Here is a 17,008-nt window from a genome sequence, read left to right as displayed (position 1 = left end):
CCACCCGCCCCGCGAACAGCGCAGGGGTCACCCCCAGCACCCGCCGGAAGTGCCGGGTGAGGTGGGCCTGATCGTGGAAGCCGGCGCGCACGGCGGCGTCCGCGGGGCGGTCTCCGTCGAGGAGCAACCGCCGCGCCGCGTCGACTCGCCGGGTCACGAGGTAGCGATGCGGCGGCATGCCGTAGGCACGCGAGAATTCCCGCACAAGGTGGCTCGGGTGGGCACCCAGTTCGCGCGCGGCGGCGGCGATCGTGAACGACTCCGTGAACCGGTCGTCCAGCAGCGAGCGCAGCCGCCGCGCGAGCGGGGCGTCGCGCGCGGGCGCGGCCGCGCTGCCGGTGTGGGTGAGGACCGCGTCCCGCACCGCGAGCAACCAGTGCTCGGCAGCCATCTCGTCGCCGGGATGCCGCAGGGCGGCGTGCACCCGCCGCGTCGCCTCCTCGGCGGATCCGTGCGCGAGGGTGGGGCGATGCGCGACCCGACCGGCGGTATCGTCCGGCAGCCAGTCGCGGCGCACGTAGAGCACCTGCTTGCGATATCCGATGCCGGAGACCGCGGAGCGCCCGTCGTGCGGGATCCCCGGCGGGAGGAGCGTGAGGGCGCCGGGAGCCGCGAGATGCTCGACGCGATCGAGACCGTACGTGACGGCTCCCCGATCGACGAGCATCACGGCCCAGTCGTCGTGGGTGTGCAGCGGGTAGGCGTGATCGAAGCTCGCGTGATAGACCTCGCGCAGGAGAGGGACGTCCGGATGCCACGCCCGCACCCGATCGATCATGCAAGAAACGTACAAGACGCCCGGCGGCCCACGCCCGATGCTGGACGAATGACCGCAGACACCCCCACCGCCGCACCGCATTTCGACACGAAGGTCGTCGTCGTCCTCGGAGGGAACCTGGCGTCGTGGCAAGAGCTCAACGTCACCGCGTTCCTCCTGTCCGGGATCGCGACGAGCGAGCCCGACCTCGTCGGCGAGCCCTACGTGGATGCCGATGGCGTGCGCTATCTGCCGATGCTCCGCCAGCCGGTGCTCGTCATGACCGCGGACGACGATCTGCTCGGCCGCGCCCGGGCGAAGGCGTCGGCACGCGACGACGTCGCGCTCGCGATCTATACCCGCGACCTCTTCGCCACTCCTCACGACGCCGCCAACCGTGCGGCCGTGGCGCGTGTGGCATCCGACGATCTGGATCTCGTGGGCATCGCCCTGCGCGGCCCGCGCAACGTCGTGGACCGCATCGTGAAGGGCGCGCGCTTCCACGACTGAGCCACACGCTAGCCTCGCCCCGTGGGATTCTCGCCGTGGGGGCTGGCGATCGCCGTGACGGTGCTGGCCCCGAGCCTTCTGCTCCTCGCGCTGCCGCCGCGGCATCCGTTGCCCACCGTGCGGGTCTCCCCCGTGCTGTCGGCGCTCGAACGCGCCGGACAGGCCGCATGTCTCGTGATTCCCGTCATCGTGCTGCCCGCGCCGCTGACCTGGGCGTGGGCGGTGCCGATGGCGATGTTCCTCGCGGCCTACCTGGTGCTGTGGGGCCGCTACGTGCGACGGCGTGACCCGGGACTGCTCTACCGCCGGTGGGGTCCGGTGCCCGTGCCGATGGCGGTACTACCGGTCGCGGTCTTCGCGACCGCGGGGGCCTGGCTCGGCATGATCTGGCTCGTCCTCGCCGCGGGCGCGCTGGCCGCGGGCCACATCCCCACGTCGCTGGCCGTCGCCCGGGCGCTCCGGACGCAGGGCTGAGGCGCACACCCCGCGCGCAGGGCCTGGCTGCGCGGAGCGACACCGAAGGACGCGGTCACGCGGGGGCTCGCCGATACCGGCGGCGTCATCTCGGCCGCCGCGATCATCATGATCGCCGTGTTCCTCAGCTTCACGTTCAGCCCCACCCCGTGATCAGGGTCTTTGGCGTCGGGCCGGCCGTGGCGGTGTGCGTGGATGCCACGGTGGTCCGGATGCTGCTCGTTCTGGCCATCATGACGCTGCGGGGAAGGAGCGCGTGGTGGTGGCCGGACCGCCGCCGGCGGCGCAGAAGCACCGCGGATCTCCCCGCCCTCGACCGAACACCGGCGAGGGGCGAAAGTCCCCTCGCCGGGGAGCGGCGGAGGGAACGCTTGTCGTGAAAGGAGCCCGACATGACCACCGTCCCGCAGCGAGAGGACCGCTCCGGCGGCCTCCTGGTCTTCCTCGTCGTCGCCTTCGCGGTGACGTGGGCGATCTGGATGCCGATCCTCCTCCAGGCCCGGGGGCCGGGGCTCGACGCGATGCCGTGGACGTTCTTCCTCGCCTCCGTCGGTCCGCTGTGCGGCGCGGTGGCGGCCTCGCTCTGGGAGGGCGGCGCGCGCGGACTCGGGGCCTGGGCGCGCCGCGCCTTCTCCGTGAGGTTCCGCCCCGTGTGGTGGCTCGCGGCGATCGGCATGCCCGTGGCGTACTTCCTGATCGCCTGGATCACCGCCGCCCTCGTCGCCGGCGCCTGGCCGGACCCGGCGCTCTTCGGCGTAACCGACAAGCTTCCCGGACTGTCATGGCCGCTGGTCGCCCTGGTGTGGGTGATCACGTTCGGTTTGGGCGAGGAGTCCGGGTGGCGCGGGTGGCTGCTCCCCGCGCTGACGCGGCGTCTCTCGGCGTTCTGGGCAGCGCTCGTCGTGGCCGGCGTCTGGATCGTCTGGCACCTGCCGGCGTTCTTCTTCAACCCCACCTACACGCAGATGGGGGCCGGCGTCCTCGGGTGGATGCTGGCCCTCGTCTGCGGGTCGTTCCTGCTGGCGTGGATGACTCTCGGCGCCGGAGGGAGCATCGTGCCCGTGCTGATCTGGCACGCCGGCTTCGACCTGCTGACTGCGGCCGATCAGTCCGCCGGCGTCATCGCCTCCACCGTGAGCGGCATCGTGATGACGCAGGGGGTGCTGTGTGCGTGGCTGCTCTGGCGCCGACGGACGGTCGCCCGCACACCCGCACTCGTCGGCGGTTGAGCGCGAGAACGGCCAGGGGGCAAGGCTCGGAGGACTCGCCCCGGTGACGACATCGGGCCGTCGGAGACCCGCCGCATGGTCCGGATGTCCCGGGCTCAGCGCCATCTCTCCGTGCGGCGGTCGAACTCGTCGCGGTGCGCTTCGATCGCGGCAACGTGGTCGCTCGCCCCATCGGCCAAGGCCACAGCGTGCGGAATCAAGGACTCGGCGAGATCGGTGGGCTCGCATTCGACTCGCGGCGGCACTTCCGCCTGGGCGGTGCGGGTGAGCATTCCGTCGCGTTCGTGCAGCGTCGCCATGATCAGCAGTGCCCGGTCGACGATCACCGCCTCGACCACGAAGACACTCCGCTTACGCGAAGCCCGACTTGAGGGCGTCGAGGTGAGCGCGGGTCGCTCGGGCAGCGGCATCCGGCATCCGATCGCCGATCGCTTCCACGACCACCGCGTGCGCGTCCTGATCGGCGTGCGCATCGGCCACGGGGCGGATACGGAGCATGTCGACCATCGCGCGCCGCACGCGTGGCACGAACCCGTCGAACAGTTCGGTGAGCACCTCGTTGTGCGCGGCGACGACGATCGTGCGGTGAAACGCCATGTCGGCATCCACGTGCTCTTCCACGCTCTGCCCGGCCACGGTGCGCGCCTCCAGCGCACGCCGGATCGCGCGGAGATCCGAAGGCGTGCGACGTGTAGCGGCGAGGGCCGCGGCTTCGACCTCGATCGCCGTGCGCGCCTCGATCACCGTGACGATGTCGGCGCGACGCAACACCTGCTCCCAGTCCTCGGGGGCGTCCAGTGCCGTCACGTACACACCCGATCCCTGGCGGGAGTCGAGGATGCCACGGCCGGCGAGCTGGCGGATCGCCTCGCGCACCGTGGACCGACCGACGCCGAGCTGCGGCGCCAGGGTCGTCTCACCGGGCAGCCGCGCGCCGAGCGCCCACTCCCCCGATCGGATCCGCGCAAGGAGCACGTCGGCCGCTTGATCGGCCAGCGGCACACGTGTGAGCTGAGTCATCGCCATCTCCTCTACTTGTCTGAGGACTTGTGTTACAGTCTACCCGTGCTCACCGTCACCTCCCTTCTTCTTCGCCGCCACGGCGGGGCGTAGCCGGACCGGCTCCCCGTCGTGGAGCCGAACGCTGCGCCGGTCTCCATCTCGAAGACCCGAAGAGGAACCACCGACATGACCACGACCACCCCCGCCTGGAACCGGCAGCGCCCCTCCGGAATGCCCTCGCACCGGTACGCGGACGTCTACTCCCGCGTCGAGGTGCCCCTGGGCACCGAGCGGCTCTGGCCGACCCGCCGGCTCACGCAGGCCCCGCTGTGGGTTCCCGTCGATCTCCGCGACGGCAACCAGGCCCTCGCTGAGCCCATGGACCCCGCCCGCAAACGCCGCTTCTTCGAGTTGATGGTGCGGATGGGATACACCGAGATCGAGGTCGGTTACCCTTCGGCATCCCGGACCGATTACGACTTCGTCCGACTCATCGCCGACACCGACATCGCGCCCGACGACGTCACGATCGTCGTGTTCACGCCCGCACGTCGAGACCTGATCGAACGCACGGTAGAGTCGATCCGCGGCATCCGCAACGACGTCGTCATCCACCTGTACACCGCGACAGCCCCGACCTGGCGCGACACCGTGCTCGGCAAGAGCCGTGACGAGCTGCGCGAGCTGATCCTCGCCGGAGGCAGAGACGTGTGGGAGCTCTCCGGGCACCTGCCGAACGTGCGGTTCGAGTTCAGCCCCGAGGTGTTCACCCTCACCGAGCCCGACTACGTCCTCGAGATCTGCGACGCGATGACCGAGTTCTGGGATGCCAGGCCCGAACGTCCCGTCATCCTGAACCTCCCCGCCACCGTCGAGATCGCCACGCCGAACGTGTACGCCGATCAGATCGAGTACATGCACACCCACCTCGCCCGTCGCGACGGTGTCATCCTGTCCGTGCACCCCCACAACGACCGCGGCACGGGCATCGCCTGCGCCGAGCTCGCCGTCCTCGCCGGTGCTCAGCGCGTCGAGGGCTGCCTCTTCGGCAACGGCGAGCGCACCGGTAACGTCGACATCGCCACCCTCGCCCTGAACCTGCACGCCCAGGGCGTCGACCCGATGATCGACTTCTCCGACATCGACGAGATCCGCCGCACCGTCGAGTACTGCAACCGCATCGACGTGCACCCCCGTCACCCCTACGTCGGCGACCTCGTGCACACGGCGTTCAGCGGTACGCATCAGGACGCCATCAAGAAGGGCTTCGCCGAGCACCGCGCCCGGGCCGCAGCCGAGGGGCGCGACGAGAGCGAGATCGCCTGGCGGGTCCCCTACCTGCCCATCGATCCCGCCGACATCGGCCGCAGCTACGACGCCGTCATCCGCGTGAACTCGCAGTCCGGCAAGGGCGGCATCGCCTACCTGCTCGAGACCGCGTTCGGCCTCGAACTGCCCCGGCGCCTCCAGATCGATTTCTCGCGTCACGTGCAACGGCACACGGATACGACCGGCGACGAGGTCACTGCCGACGACGTCTGGAGCATCTTCACCTCCGCGTACCTGCCCGCGGACGCCGACGGCCCCGTGCGCCTGATCGCGCTGAGTATCGACGAGGTCGCGGCCAGAACCGACGTCACCGTCCGCGTCGACGACGTCGAGCACCGCTCCACGCACGACGACGCCGGCGCGATCGACGCCCTCGTTCAGACCCTCGGGAGCCACGGCATCCCCGTCGAGATCCTCTCGCTCCACCAGAACTCGATGCGCTCCGGGGCGGATGCCGAGGCCCTCACCATCCTCGAATACCGCGCCCCGGACGGCCCCGCGTGGGCCGCCGGACGCGACCGCTCCGCCCTCACCGCCACCCTCGATGCCGTCCTCCGCGCCGCGAACGCCGTGGCCGCGGCGCGCGAGGTGTCCGCCCGGTGACGACCGTCGCGTACCCCCGGCCGCCGGTGGATCGCCGACGACGACGTGGACGCGGGGGAAGTCCGCGCGGGGATCGCCTCGCTGACGCTCGCCACCGTGACTGACCCCGGCTAGAACTGCCTTATGGAGTTCTCGGAGATCATCGAAGGCATCGGAAAATCCCTGGATGCCGTGGGCGTCGCCGCAATCGTGATCGGGGTCGTCGCCGCCGTCGTGCTCGCCGCGCAACGGACCTTCCGACGCGAGCCCGATGTCTACAGTCGCTTCCGTCGGTTCCTGGGGCGTTCCATCCTCCTCGGCCTGGAGCTGCTGGTCGCCGCGGACATCATCCGCACCGTCGCCGTCACCCCGACGCTCGCGAGCGTCGGGGTGTTGGCGGCGATCGTCCTCATCCGGACGTTCCTCAGCTGGTCGCTGGAACTCGAGATCACCGGCCGCTGGCCCTGGCAGAAAACCACCGCCGATCCGGTCCGCGGCACCCCGGAGTAGCGGCATCCGCTCTCCCGCGCGACGTGGTCGAGCACCCGCGACGGGGTGAAGTGGGTGGCCGGTGGCTCTCGCGCTTGACACTCACACTGTGTCAGGGTCGAACGTGGTTTCCGTCATGTACACCATTGGAGAATTCGCCGCCGTCGGGCGTGTGAGCGTGCGGATGCTGCGTCATTACGACGCGATCGGCCTGCTCGTGCCCGCGGCTGTCGACGACCGCACCGGGTATCGCCGCTACGCGACCGACCAGCTGCCGCAGCTGCTGCGGATCGTCGAGCTGCGCGACCTCGGTGTCGGGCTCGAGCGCATCGCCGAGATCACTCGCGCTCTCGAGCCGGATGTCGCTCTGCGAGCGGTCCTGGTCGCGCACCGCGCCGAGCTCGAGCGGTCGGTCGCGACAGACCGAGCGCGCCTCGCACGCATCGAGCGGCGACTCCACATCCTGGAGGGAACAACCATGCCGGACATCACCTACAAGCCCGTCGCCCCCGTCACCGTCTACGCCGCGCGCGTAGACGCGCCGGGACTCGGCCCCGAGAACGTCGGTCCGGTCATCGGACCACTCATCTACGGACTGGACACCGCACTGAAAGCCGCGGGGCGACCGCTGATCGAACCGGGGATCTTCTGGTACGACGCCGAGGCCGACGACCGCTTCTCGGTGCACGTGTCGTACACCGCCGAGGCCGACCCGGTCGAGGGTGCCGGGTACGACGTCGTCGAGCTGCCCGCGATGGAGACCGCCGCCACCTTGCTGCACCGGGGCGACATGAGCGGCATAGGGCAGTCCTGGACGACGCTCATGGAGCAGCTCACCGCCGACGGCTACCGGGTCATCGGAGCGTGCCGTGAGGTCTACCTGCACGCCGCCGGCAACGAACCCGGTCCGGACTGGGTCACGGAGCTGCAGGCACCGGTCGAGAAGGTCTGATCGCTGCCTCCACGACCCCCGTCGGGCTCGACCGGGGTCGTGCGCTGTCGAGCCTTGTCCGACCGGTGGGGTTCTCATCCCGGCGTGCACGTTCGCGCGCCGCGATATCGGGCTCGTCCGTTTGCCCCCGCCCCGGGGCCCGCCTCTACCGTGGACAGATCCGATCGGGAGGACGCGTGTGACCGAAGAGATCGAACAGAACTGGCAGAGCTGGAGCGGATTCGCGATCGTGGCCGGCGTGGCCGTGGGGGTCGTGATCGCGATCATGATCGTCGTGGGCGTTTCGCTCACGCTCATCGGTCGCCGGAAGAGGTGGGCGGGTCAACTCCACGAACGGGTGAGCTGGCCGTTCCGGATCACCCTGCTGCTCCTCGCGCTCACGGTGTCGATCTCCGCTCTCCCCGTGAGCGCGGGTCTGCGCGACGGGCTGGAGCATCTTTTCGGCATCCTGGTCATCATCGCGGGGGCCTGGTTGCTCGGTCACCTGTTCCTCTTCTTCGTCGACAGCGGGAGCCAGCGCTACCGGCTCGTGGAGAGCGACACCTTCTCGGCGCGAAAGATCCGCACCCAGCTGCAGATCGTGCGCCGCCTGGTGATCGTGGTGATCGTCGTCGTCGCGGCCGGCGGCATTCTCATGACGTTCGATGCCGTGCGCGCCGTCGGCGCGAGTGTGCTCGCCTCCGCTGGCATCGCGTCGATCGTCGCAGGCCTGGCCGCCCAGTCGGTGCTGAGCAATCTGTTCGCGGGCGTGCAACTCGCCTTCAGCGAGGCGATCCGCGTCGGCGACGTCGTCGTGGTCGAAGGCGAGTACGGCCGCATCCAGGAGATCACGCTCAGCTATGTCGTGCTGGAACTCTGGGATCAGCGCACCCTCGTGCTGCCGTGCACATACTTCACCACCAACCCGTTCGAGAACTGGACCAAGCTCGGCCGAGCGCTCCTGGGCACCGTCTACTTCGACCTCGACTGGCGCATCCCCGTCGACCAGATGCGTCTCGAGCTCGAACGGATCCTCGCCGAAACGGAGCTGTGGGATCGCGCCGCGCAGGGCGTACAGGTGACGGATGCCGTCGGCGGCATGCTGCAGGTGCGCATCCTCGTCAGCGCCGACGACTCCGGCCGACTGTGGGACCTGCGGTGCCTCGTGCGGGAAAAGCTCGCCGAGTGGGTGCGCACCGCCCACCCGGAGGCGCTCCCCCTGCAGCGCGTGCAGATGGACGAGAAGCCGATGGATGCCACGGTCCTGCGGGAGCAGGGGCCTTCGGCGCCGGAGTCTGCGAGTGTCTCGGCCTGAGTGCTGAGGCGGTCGTCGGACGGGAGCGGTGGAAGGTGAGAACGCACAACACCCGGATACGGACCGGCCTCCGCCCCCTCGGATAACGTGAGCCCGTGATGGAGTACCGCGTTCAGTTCGCGAACTACTGGTCGGAGAAAAACGGGGACGAGGTCACCGACGAGATAATGTCGCTCGAGGATGCGCGGCGCTGGATTTCCAACCACCCTCAGACTGAGTACGTCATTCTTCAGCGCGAGGCTGACCTGCCTGGGGCCATCTGGTCACTCGTGTCGCGTGAGAACGAGTGCTGATCGTCCTCACAACCAATGTCGCGCGCGCCGGAGCCTGCCAGTCGTTTTCCTTCGACGGGCCGCAATCGGAAAGGACGACCTGTAGCCCGATCGGTCCAGGGGGCGGGTGCGATGCTCGCTTCCGTGCCTCAGGCGCGCTCGGGCGTGATCGCCAGCCGTGTCCCCCACGGGTCGGAGAACCGCACGACGCGACCGTCGTCCGCCGCGGCGATGCCGTGGTCGCGCAGACGCGCAGCAAAACCCTCCACGTCGTCGCGCATGGGTACGAGGATGCGGACGTCGCCGAGCCCGAGGGTCGCGGCGCGCGGCCCCGCACCGGCGCTGTGCCAGGTGTTCATGCCCAGGTGGTGGTGGTATCCGCCCGCGGAGAGGAACAGGGCCGAGCCCAGGTCCGCGGTCACGTCGAACCCGAGGATGCCCTCGTAGAAGCGGCGAGCGGTGGGGATATCACCGACCTGGAGGTGGACGTGTCCGATGGCGGCCGTGGCATCCGTGCCGTTCTCCACGACCTCCGGGTCGTACCAGCGCTGGAGGAACTGGTTCGGGTCGAGGGCCTCCGACGCCATCTGCACCGTGCCGTCGGGGTGGATCGTCCACTGGTCGCGAGGCCGGTCGCGGTAGAGCTCGAGGCCGTTGCCCTCGGGGTCGCGGAAGTAGAACGCCTCACTGACGAGATGGTCGGCGGATCCCTCGTACAGCCGCCCGGCGTGCTGAGCCATGGATGCCAGCGCGGCGGCGAGCCGAGCCTGATCCTGGAACACGATCGCGGTGTGGTAGAGCCCGGCACCGCGGCTGTCGCGACCGGGGAGATCCTTTTCCTGGCGGAGCACGATCGACGCGACGCCGCCGCGCCCGAGCGTCGCGGTGGGGCCGGCCTGGTCGAGGACGTCGAGAGTCACCGCTCGTCGGTAGAACTCGGTCATCGCGTCGAGGTCGCTCACGAGCAGCTCGACGGTGTCCATGCGGGTGCCGTCGGGCGCGGCCCCCGCGGTGGGCACGGCAGGTGCCGCCCATGCGGGCTCGGCCGCGTCGCTTGCCGGTACATGATCCACGATGGGCTCCTTCTGTCTCGTGCGACGCGACAACCGAACCATTAGTTGTCGCTACAACCAACCTAGGATGGTCGCGTGGTATTCCAGGCGCCCCGCATGAACGCGCAGGAGTCGGCCGCGTGGGTCGGATTGGTCACGGTGAGCCAGCTCCTCCCCGCCGCACTCGACGCGCAGTTGCAACGCGACTCGCGAATGACGCACTTCGAGTTCTCCGTGCTGACCGCGCTGCGGTTCGCCCCCGGGAGCACCCTTCGGATGACCGCGCTCGCCGAGGCGACGGCATCCACCCTGCCCCGTCTCTCGCACGTCTGCTCCCGGTTGGAGAAGCGCGGCCTCGTCGAGCGCTTCCCCTGCGCGGAAGACCGGCGCGCGACCAACGTCCGACTCACCGGCGAAGGCCGTCGAGCCCTCATCCACGCCACCCCCGGTCACATCGACACCGCTCGCCGCCTCGTCGTCGACGCGCTCAGCCCGGCGCAGCTCGACGCGCTCGCCGAGATCACCGCGGTCATCCGCGGGCGGCTCGGCCACTCCCCCGATGACGATCAGACGCCGCCGGGGAGCATCTCCTCGGGGTAGGACCCCGCCAATGCGTCGACCCGCGGCAGCTTTCGCTCCTCAGTCCAGCACCAACTCGATGTTCTCGTGGTCGGCGAACACCCGTCGCACCAGATCGAAGTACGTCTCACCGACACCGGCGTCGAGCGCGTCGATCGCGCGCTGCGCCGGCGCCGGCGCGTACACATCGGGGCGGGCGAGCTTGGCGCGGTAGTACTCGCGGGTCGTCTCGACGCCGAGTGCTGCACGCGACACAGCGTGATCGGCCCACACCACTCGGACGGGTTCGGCACCCTCGAGCACCCCGAACCCGCCGTACAGCACGTCGTCGAGCGCATCCAGACTCTCGCCCAGCGTCCACTCCTCATCGGGCATGAACACGCGGTTGAGCTCGCGGTACAGAGAAGGGATGCCGTGCACACGTGCCCCCTCGATGCGGAGCGACCGCTTCCCGGCGTTCAGAACAGCTGCCGGAAGTTCGTCGCGGCGAGGTCGATCAGTTCGTCGCCTCTCCCCGAGAGCACCGTCCGGATCGCGTACAGCGTGAATCCCTTGGCCTGCTCGAGCGTCACCGACGGGGGCATCGACAGTTCCTGGCGCGCGGTGTTGACCGAGACCAGAGCGGGGCCGTCGTGGGCCAGGGCCGCACCCAGGGCCGCCTCGAGGTCGTCGGACTCGTCGACCCGGAAGCCTTTCAGCCCGATCGCCTCGGCGACGGCGGCGAAGTCGGGGTTCTTCAGGTCAGTGCCGAAGGTGACGAAGCCCGCGGCTTTCATCTCGAGCTCGACGAAGTTCAGCGACGAGTTGTCGAACACCACGACCTTCACCGGCAGCTCGTTCTGCACGATCGTGATGAGCTCGCCGAGCAGCATCGCCAGCCCTCCGTCGCCGGCCAGCGCGACGACCTGCCGGTCGGGGAACGCCTCCTGCGCGCCGATCGCGTGCGAGACGGCGTTGGCCATCGTGCCGTGCGAGAACGACCCGATCAGTCGGCGCTCCCGGGTCATCGTGAGATACCGCGCGGCCCAGACGACCGGCGAACCGACGTCGGGAATGAAGACGGCATCGTCGGCGGCGAGCCGGTCGAGCGTCCGCGCCACGAACTGCGGGTGCAGCGGCTTGCCGCGCCCCGCGGGAACCGCGAGGTCGTCGAGCTTCGCGCGCGTCTTGCGGTAGTGCTCGCGCGCCTCGTCGGCGTGCCGCGTCGACTTCCCTTCCGTCAGCAGCGGCAGCAGGGCCTGGACAGTGTCACGGACCGTGCCGACCAGACCGATGTCGACCGGATGCCGTCGTCCGAGCTGCGCGCCCCGGATGTCGACCTGGATGTGGGTGGCGTGCTGCGGATAGAACTGCGGGTACGGGAAGTCGGTGCCGAGCATGAGCACCACGTCGGCGTCCTCCATGGCGCGGTAGCCCGACGAGAAACCGAGCAGTCCCGTCATCCCCACGTCGTAGGGGTTCTCCCACTCGATGTGCTCCTTGCCGCGCAGCGCGTGCACGACGGGCGCCTGGAGGCGCGCCGCCAGCTCGACGACCTCGTCGTGCGCGCCGGCCACGCCCGCCCCCGCGAGGATCGTGACCTTCTCGGCGGCGTTGAGGACGTCGGCCGTACGTCGCAGCTCGTCATCGGAGGGAAGGATGCGAGGGGTCGCGCGCTCGATCGCGACGACACGCTCGTTCTTCGCCTTGGCCAGGAGCACATCACCCGGGATCACCAGAACGGCGACACCCCGCTTCTCGATCGCCTCGCGCATCGCGATCTCCATCAGTCGCGGCATCTGCACCGGATCGGCGACGTACTCGACGTAGACCGCGCACTCGCGGAAGAGCTCCTGCGGATGCGTCTCCTGGAAGTAGTTCGTGCCGATCTCGGCCGTCGGAATGTGCGCCGCGATGGCCAGCACCGGCACACGTGAGCGGTTGGCATCGTAGAGACCGTTGATGAGGTGGAGGTTGCCGGGGCCGCAGCTGCCCGCGCAGACCGCCAACTCGCCCGTCAGCTCCGCCTCGGCCGCCGCGGCGAAAGCCGCCCCCTCCTCGTGCCGCACGTGCGCCCACTGGATCACACCGTCTCGGCGAATGGCATCCGTGAAGCCGTTCAGTGAATCTCCGGGGAGACCGTAGACGCGAGCGACGTTCTGACGGCGAAGGAGGGCGACGATGTTCTCGGCGACGGTGGTCACGGGTGTTCCTTTCGGCGAGGGTGCGGAGGCGTTCGGTCGTGTCGGTGATGCCTCCCGTGACTCACGCTACGCCTGCCCCGGTTGCCGCGGTTTGGCCCTGCGGGGGCCATGGTCGGTCGATCGCGCGCCGGAGGACGCCCCGACACGGGGGTGGAGAGGCGGTCGCGACGTGTCGGATCTGCATCCGGCTCAGGTATTCAGACGCGAACGGACAGCCGGCCGATCGGCCTCTCGCGGCAACGACGAAGGGCCCGCCCATCAGGCGGACCCTTCGTCATTCTTGTCGGGATGACAGGATTTGAACCTGCGACACTTGAAGCGGGTTCCTGGCACCGACCGGCACCTTCTAGGACCCAAAACCCTGTGAACGTAGTCACTTCGACGTCCATTTATGGAGTGGGAGAAGGACTAATGATGTTGACGACTACGGGCGCGGGAGTGTCATCCAGCGGAACTGCCCACGATACGGCGTGAGCGACTGCGAGCAATGCCAACCCAAGCAACGCGATCAGGAACCCATCACGGAAGACCGTGACCATCGCGCGACGTGTCCTTGACGTCACGTACGCTGCCCAGACGTACTGACGAAGCTCCTCGCGCTGTCCGTCCTTGAGGTGGGCGAATTCTTTGACGTCCACGACGCCTAGAACCTTCTTCGATACCGCGACGCCCCCGAAGATCAAGATAGAAAGGACGACGATTAGAACACCAATAGTCCAGATGATGAGCGGCCAGGGAGAGTCCGGAGTGACGGCCCAAAGTCGCTCGAAAGCACCTGCGCTGAGCCCTACCGCAGCGATAATCGCGGTGAGCGCGAACTCAGCACGGCGCCGCACAGATTCGATGCCTTCCGATTCGGATTTCAAACGATCTTGATAGATATCGCGAATGACGGTGATGTTTCGCTTGTGGGTCCCGTCAATCCACTTCGTGTCGGGCGCCTCCTCTTCCGGTAGCCACACGGTTCTACCGAAGAGGAGTCCAGCTACTGTGCTTGCGACCATGCGCGCTTCGTCACGAAGCTCCGCCATACTCATGAGGTCACGAGTAATAGATCTGCGATCGCTTCGGCGACGGCGTCACCAATCACGCGAGGCAAGAAGAGCCACTGTCCAGCCGGATTCACATCGATGAGGAACGTCTCGCCATCAGGCTCCTGAATCCAGTCTTGACTTGTGTAACCCAACCCCAGCTCTCGCGCGACCGCTACAGCCCCATCCCGAACAATCGGCGACACATCGTTGACTTCTTTGAAATCCGAGTGATTAGCCGAACTCTGTCGCCAATCTGCTGGAGCGCTCGATTTCACGTCCAGAGCGGCCGCCCATACGCGATCTCCAACGGTCACCACGCGGAGGTGCCTAGATGCATGCAGGCGTTCTTGGATGATGAAGGGCGCAGAACTCAAGGCGCGCAAGCGATCATCGTCCGGCATCATTGGTTCCGCGTACACGGTCTTGACGTCGCCGTCGGCAACGAACTGACCGGTCCCGAGTGGCTTGACTACCACCTCCCCGGAGAAGGCAGCCACGACGGCGCTTCTGCTCGTGGTTACCAGCGTTCGAGGGTAAGGGACACCAAGTGTCCGCGCCGTCCGCCACTGGGTGAGTTTCGACTCAGCGCCTCTAAGCGCACGCGGTTCTGTAACCCAGCTGACGTTGGCCGCATCTATCAGCCATGAGTAGGCCGAGTGCCACGTGCCCAGTTCCAGAGCCTCCACCGAACCGGTTTCAACCCCGAGGCCCCAATCAGCACGGTGAAAACGCCGCAACCATCCGGCGCGGGCACGATCGAGGTCGATCGACTCTCCCTCCGCGTTCACGACGCAACCGGTGTCGCCGATCACGAGTCCCGAACCGTCGCCATCATCCATGATCGACTCCAGATCGACTATGAACGGTCCGTGGCCACGCGCCACAAGCGCATCTGCAACTACTACAACGTGCGGGTCTTCTCGATGTCCGATGATGATCGGGGCTTCAAGAACCAAGGTTACTGGCGAGAGGTCAAGACGAGAGGAGCAACTGACTCGTCAGAATCGGACGTTTCGATGGACTCGGTGAGCGTCGCCGTGCCGCGCATTCGCTCCGCTCTGATCGGCGACGAGCGAGCGAGCTCGACGAACAGTGATCGCCGGGCAGGTCGAAGTGACATCAGCCAACACTGGAGATGATCGTCGGAACGTATCCGAACCCGTGATCGGAGGTCTCGATCGTAGCCGTAAGTGTCGAGGGCGTGGGTCGAGGGCGCGGCTCAGGCTCCGGACGTTGCCCGCTGACGGCGAGCATCCCGAATAAAGATTCTGAGGTACTCATCGCCGCTCCCTGAGTTGATGTACAGGATATGGTCACACTCTACTGGGACGCTCCGACAGGTGAGCTTTGCCTCGCGGAGCGTATTCAGTGTCCCGTCAACCTCGTCGTTAGGGCTAGGTCTTTTCCGTCGTGGTTCCGTCCCTCAACCGTGCCTGCTGTTGCGGACTCGGCTGACTCCAATGCCTCTCGCTGGCGGCGCGCGCCTCGGCCGGCGAAGGCTTCCCGAATGCGGATGCGCACGATCAGGATGACGCTGATCGGGCCGATCGCGAGGAATTTGAGCGCGTTCCAGCAGAACACGAGCACGAGGAGGTTCAGCCACCCGGGGTCGCCCTCCTCGATCAGCGTTAGGCAGTAGTTCGCTGCGAGGAAGTACGGCACCGCAAGGAGCATCGCGGAGATGCCCCATTTCAGGCCGCGGCGGGTGCGGATCGCATCGAGCGCGATGTTGGTGGGCATGTAGCGCCGCAGGTAGTAGCGGGCGTGGGCGCTGAGCGCCCAGAGCAGACGGATCATGGCGTTGTCCTCTCGTAGCACTGTCGATCGACTGAGACAGTGCGTAGAGAGTGGCCCGGGGGCCTATCCGCGAGGGACGCCAGATCAAGGAGGAATCGGCGTCCCTTTCAGGGTACTACCGTCGCGTGACATTCGTAAGAGGTTCGCGCTTCGCGCCCGGCTGAGGCTATGCGCTTGGCTGGCGCAGTCTGACGAGAGCCGGGTACGGTCGTCACGGTCGTTTCTCTTGGGAAGGGTGAGCACTCCGCGCCCGTCGCCCTTGCCGCAGCATTGGAACCCGACCACTCCGTCACGGACATGCTCATCGCTGCGGACGAAGCCCCACGGCCGCCAAAGGGCAGAATCGAAGCATGCACGTTCGAGAGTCGCCGTTCGCCGACGAAGCACGAGAGATGGCTGCGGCATTCGCACCGGCAGGATGGGCGTTCTTCGGGCACTGGCACCTGGAGCAGTCGCGGCGAATCCTCGCTCTCTCGCGAGAGGGAGCCTCTCAGCAGGAGACCGACCAGGCCATCACCAACGTATGGAATACCGAGCAACCGGTTCTTCTCAGGAACATCGCGATGCCGTTGGGTCGATTTGGGCGGGGCATCGATCTCGAGTTCCAGCGACGCAGTCAGCAACGCCAAACTCTTATCAACGAAGCCATCCAGTGCCACCAGGAGGGTCGCTTCGCAGCAGCCATCACGCTGACTCTTACTCAGATCGATGGGATCACAAGAGAGGTGGTGGGGACCACCTTCTTCAAAGCAAACGCGGCGCCAACCGAGGCGGACTACACCGACGACTCCACTCTTGCTGGCATCGAAGGGAACCTGCCGGCCGTGCGTCGAGCGTTCAGCCAGCCAGTCGACAAGGTAGGCCGGTACGGGCTCGTCTCTCGTCATGGGGTGATCCACGGCCAGGACCTTTCGTTCGCTACCAAGGTGAACTCGACCAAGACTCTGGTCCTGGTCGGAGCGCTGGCGGAGCATCTTGAGTCTCGTGCGGATGATCGAGCACGACGGTGGCGTCGAGTTCGCGATCGGGAGAAGAGCAGCCGGTCGGGACGTGACGCGAACGGGCGCTTGCTAGACGACCGCGGTCTGGAGGAGCTCTACATGTTCCGTGCTGACTTCGAGACCTGGGTTTACAACCAGATCGCTTTCGAGCGGACCCTCGAACACCGGGCCGCCGTCGAGCGAGCTCATGCCCACCTGGAAAAGCGAGGTCTGTCCCGTAGAAACTTCGATCTGCCCGTAGTTGAGCATGACCGCGTGATGTGGACATTCCGATCTCCGGGCGGTCAGTTCCTCGGCTCGGCTCTGGCCATGCCCGACGTCGTCAGCCGCCCCATTCCTGACCAGCGATGGACCTGGGACAGCCCGGCGAAACCCGCGTCGCCGCCGTGGGTTTTAAGCGAGGGATGGACCATCGCTCAGGGTGACCCCACCACGCCCAACTGGGCATTCCGAGGCTTCTATACCGGTTAGT

20 protein-coding genes are annotated in these 17,008 nt (G+C 67.7%); 11 read left to right on the top strand and 9 right to left on the bottom strand.

From position 1 onward, the window contains the following. On the bottom strand, nt 1–778 hold a 778-nt coding region (locus tag FE256_RS09300), incomplete at its 3' end, for a helix-turn-helix transcriptional regulator (protein ID WP_138174951.1). 48 nt (nt 779–826) lie between these two features. On the opposite strand from FE256_RS09300, the gene FE256_RS09295 reads away from it, so the two are divergent. The 3 genes from FE256_RS09295 to FE256_RS09280 all read left to right on the top strand — a co-directional run bounded on the left by FE256_RS09295 (nt 827) and on the right by FE256_RS09280 (nt 2,970). Next, nucleotides 827–1,267: a DUF2000 domain-containing protein gene (locus tag FE256_RS09295; protein WP_138174949.1), complete on the top strand. Its 441-nt coding sequence runs from the start codon at nt 827–829 to the stop codon at nt 1,265–1,267. Nucleotides 1,268–1,288: 21 nt separating this feature from the next. Then, a complete protein-coding gene (locus FE256_RS09290) occupies nt 1,289–1,741 on the top strand; it encodes a hypothetical protein (protein WP_138174947.1) in 453 nt (150 codons plus the stop codon). A 392-nt stretch (nt 1,742–2,133) separates the two neighbouring features. Further along, complete coding sequence (locus FE256_RS09280) at nt 2,134–2,970, top strand: CPBP family intramembrane glutamic endopeptidase (RefSeq protein WP_138174945.1); 837 nt, start codon at nt 2,134–2,136, stop codon at nt 2,968–2,970. 95 nt (nt 2,971–3,065) lie between these two features. Here FE256_RS09280 and FE256_RS09275 read toward each other — a convergent pair whose 3' ends face one another. Together FE256_RS09275 and FE256_RS09270 are read right to left on the bottom strand one after the other, a co-directional pair. Continuing rightward, nucleotides 3,066–3,308: a winged helix-turn-helix transcriptional regulator gene (locus tag FE256_RS09275; protein ID WP_212743505.1), complete on the bottom strand. Its 243-nt coding sequence runs from the start codon at nt 3,306–3,308 to the stop codon at nt 3,066–3,068. 13 nt (nt 3,309–3,321) lie between these two features. Beyond that, the gene (locus FE256_RS09270) at nt 3,322–3,990 is read right to left on the bottom strand and encodes a FadR/GntR family transcriptional regulator (protein WP_138174943.1); all 669 of its coding nucleotides are present in this window, start codon (nt 3,988–3,990) and stop codon (nt 3,322–3,324) included. A gap of 168 nt (nt 3,991–4,158) precedes the next feature. Here FE256_RS09270 and FE256_RS09265 point away from each other — a divergent pair, with 168 nt between their 5' ends. The 5 genes from FE256_RS09265 to FE256_RS09245 all read left to right on the top strand — a co-directional run bounded on the left by FE256_RS09265 (nt 4,159) and on the right by FE256_RS09245 (nt 8,911). Beyond that, complete coding sequence (locus tag FE256_RS09265) at nt 4,159–5,904, top strand: 2-isopropylmalate synthase (RefSeq protein WP_138174941.1); 1,746 nt, start codon at nt 4,159–4,161, stop codon at nt 5,902–5,904. A 123-nt stretch (nt 5,905–6,027) separates the two neighbouring features. Further along, a complete protein-coding gene (locus tag FE256_RS09260) occupies nt 6,028–6,393 on the top strand; it encodes a DUF1622 domain-containing protein (protein ID WP_138174939.1) in 366 nt (121 codons plus the stop codon). A 103-nt stretch (nt 6,394–6,496) separates the two neighbouring features. Then, nucleotides 6,497–7,324, top strand: a complete 828-nt coding sequence (locus FE256_RS09255) for a MerR family transcriptional regulator (RefSeq protein ID WP_252370958.1) — start codon at nt 6,497–6,499, stop codon at nt 7,322–7,324. Nucleotides 7,325–7,502: 178 nt separating this feature from the next. Beyond that, nucleotides 7,503–8,618 (top strand): mechanosensitive ion channel family protein, encoded by a 1,116-nt coding sequence (locus FE256_RS09250; protein WP_212743504.1) that lies wholly within the window; start codon nt 7,503–7,505, stop codon nt 8,616–8,618. A gap of 95 nt (nt 8,619–8,713) precedes the next feature. After that, nucleotides 8,714–8,911 carry a hypothetical protein gene (locus FE256_RS09245; RefSeq protein WP_138174937.1) on the top strand — a complete coding sequence of 66 codons (198 nt, stop codon included), beginning with the start codon at nt 8,714–8,716 and terminating at the stop codon, nt 8,909–8,911. Nucleotides 8,912–9,039: 128 nt separating this feature from the next. On the opposite strand, the gene FE256_RS09240 is transcribed toward FE256_RS09245, so the two are convergent. Then, nucleotides 9,040–9,963, bottom strand: a complete 924-nt coding sequence (locus FE256_RS09240; RefSeq protein WP_252370957.1) for a VOC family protein — start codon at nt 9,961–9,963, stop codon at nt 9,040–9,042. Nucleotides 9,964–10,038: 75 nt separating this feature from the next. Between FE256_RS09240 and FE256_RS09235 the strand changes: the two genes are divergently transcribed. Next, a complete protein-coding gene (locus FE256_RS09235; RefSeq protein ID WP_252370956.1) occupies nt 10,039–10,542 on the top strand; it encodes a MarR family winged helix-turn-helix transcriptional regulator in 504 nt (167 codons plus the stop codon). 39 nt (nt 10,543–10,581) lie between these two features. On the opposite strand, the gene FE256_RS09230 is transcribed toward FE256_RS09235, so the two are convergent. From FE256_RS09230 to FE256_RS09215, 4 genes are all read right to left on the bottom strand, one after another. Continuing rightward, on the bottom strand, nt 10,582–10,941 hold the full coding sequence (locus FE256_RS09230) for a barstar family protein (RefSeq protein ID WP_252370955.1): 360 nt from the start codon (nt 10,939–10,941) through the stop codon (nt 10,582–10,584). Between the two features lie 38 nt (nt 10,942–10,979). Further along, nucleotides 10,980–12,704, bottom strand: a complete 1,725-nt coding sequence (gene poxB / locus FE256_RS09225) for a ubiquinone-dependent pyruvate dehydrogenase (RefSeq protein ID WP_138174931.1) — start codon at nt 12,702–12,704, stop codon at nt 10,980–10,982. 389 nt (nt 12,705–13,093) lie between these two features. Beyond that, a complete protein-coding gene (locus tag FE256_RS09220) occupies nt 13,094–13,741 on the bottom strand; it encodes a hypothetical protein (protein ID WP_138174929.1) in 648 nt (215 codons plus the stop codon). Further along, a complete protein-coding gene (locus FE256_RS09215) occupies nt 13,738–14,235 on the bottom strand; it encodes an ATP-grasp domain-containing protein (RefSeq protein ID WP_138174927.1) in 498 nt (165 codons plus the stop codon). Before FE256_RS09215 ends, FE256_RS09220 begins: the two co-directional genes overlap by 4 nt. A gap of 159 nt (nt 14,236–14,394) precedes the next feature. Between FE256_RS09215 and FE256_RS09210 the strand changes: the two genes are divergently transcribed. Next, nucleotides 14,395–14,877, top strand: coding sequence for a hypothetical protein (locus FE256_RS09210; protein WP_138174925.1), 483 nt, complete (start codon nt 14,395–14,397; stop codon nt 14,875–14,877). 226 nt (nt 14,878–15,103) lie between these two features. Here FE256_RS09210 and FE256_RS09205 read toward each other — a convergent pair whose 3' ends face one another. Beyond that, entirely contained in the window at nt 15,104–15,535 is a 432-nt protein-coding gene (locus FE256_RS09205; RefSeq protein WP_252370954.1) for a hypothetical protein, read from the bottom strand. Nucleotides 15,536–15,885: 350 nt separating this feature from the next. Here FE256_RS09205 and FE256_RS09200 point away from each other — a divergent pair, with 350 nt between their 5' ends. Next, nucleotides 15,886–17,007 carry a hypothetical protein gene (locus FE256_RS09200; RefSeq protein WP_138174923.1) on the top strand — a complete coding sequence of 374 codons (1,122 nt, stop codon included), beginning with the start codon at nt 15,886–15,888 and terminating at the stop codon, nt 17,005–17,007. Nucleotide 17,008: the final 1 nt, after the last annotated feature.

The organism is Microbacterium sp. 5K110, assembly GCF_005774735.1.
Taxonomy (GTDB): Bacteria; Actinomycetota; Actinomycetes; order Actinomycetales; family Microbacteriaceae; genus Microbacterium.
The sequence above is the reverse complement of the archived record's forward strand: the minus strand, read 5'-3'. Positions and strand labels throughout refer to the sequence as shown.

Bases quoted from the DNA above. Each gene is read 5' to 3' on its own strand.
- FE256_RS09295 (WP_138174949.1), top strand. From the start codon at position 827: ATGACCGCAGACACCCCCACCGCCGCACCGCATTTCGACACGAAGGTC.
- FE256_RS09280 (WP_138174945.1), top strand. From the start codon at position 2,134: ATGACCACCGTCCCGCAGCGAGAGGACCGCTCCGGCGGCCTCCTGGTC.
- FE256_RS09270 (WP_138174943.1), bottom strand. From the start codon at position 3,990: ATGACTCAGCTCACACGTGTGCCGCTGGCCGATCAAGCGGCCGACGTG.
- FE256_RS09265 (WP_138174941.1), top strand. From the start codon at position 4,159: ATGACCACGACCACCCCCGCCTGGAACCGGCAGCGCCCCTCCGGAATG.
- FE256_RS09260 (WP_138174939.1), top strand. From the start codon at position 6,028: ATGGAGTTCTCGGAGATCATCGAAGGCATCGGAAAATCCCTGGATGCC.
- FE256_RS09220 (WP_138174929.1), bottom strand. From the start codon at position 13,741: ATGAGTATGGCGGAGCTTCGTGACGAAGCGCGCATGGTCGCAAGCACA.
- FE256_RS09205 (WP_252370954.1), bottom strand. From the start codon at position 15,535: ATGATCCGTCTGCTCTGGGCGCTCAGCGCCCACGCCCGCTACTACCTG.
- FE256_RS09200 (WP_138174923.1), top strand. From the start codon at position 15,886: ATGCACGTTCGAGAGTCGCCGTTCGCCGACGAAGCACGAGAGATGGCT.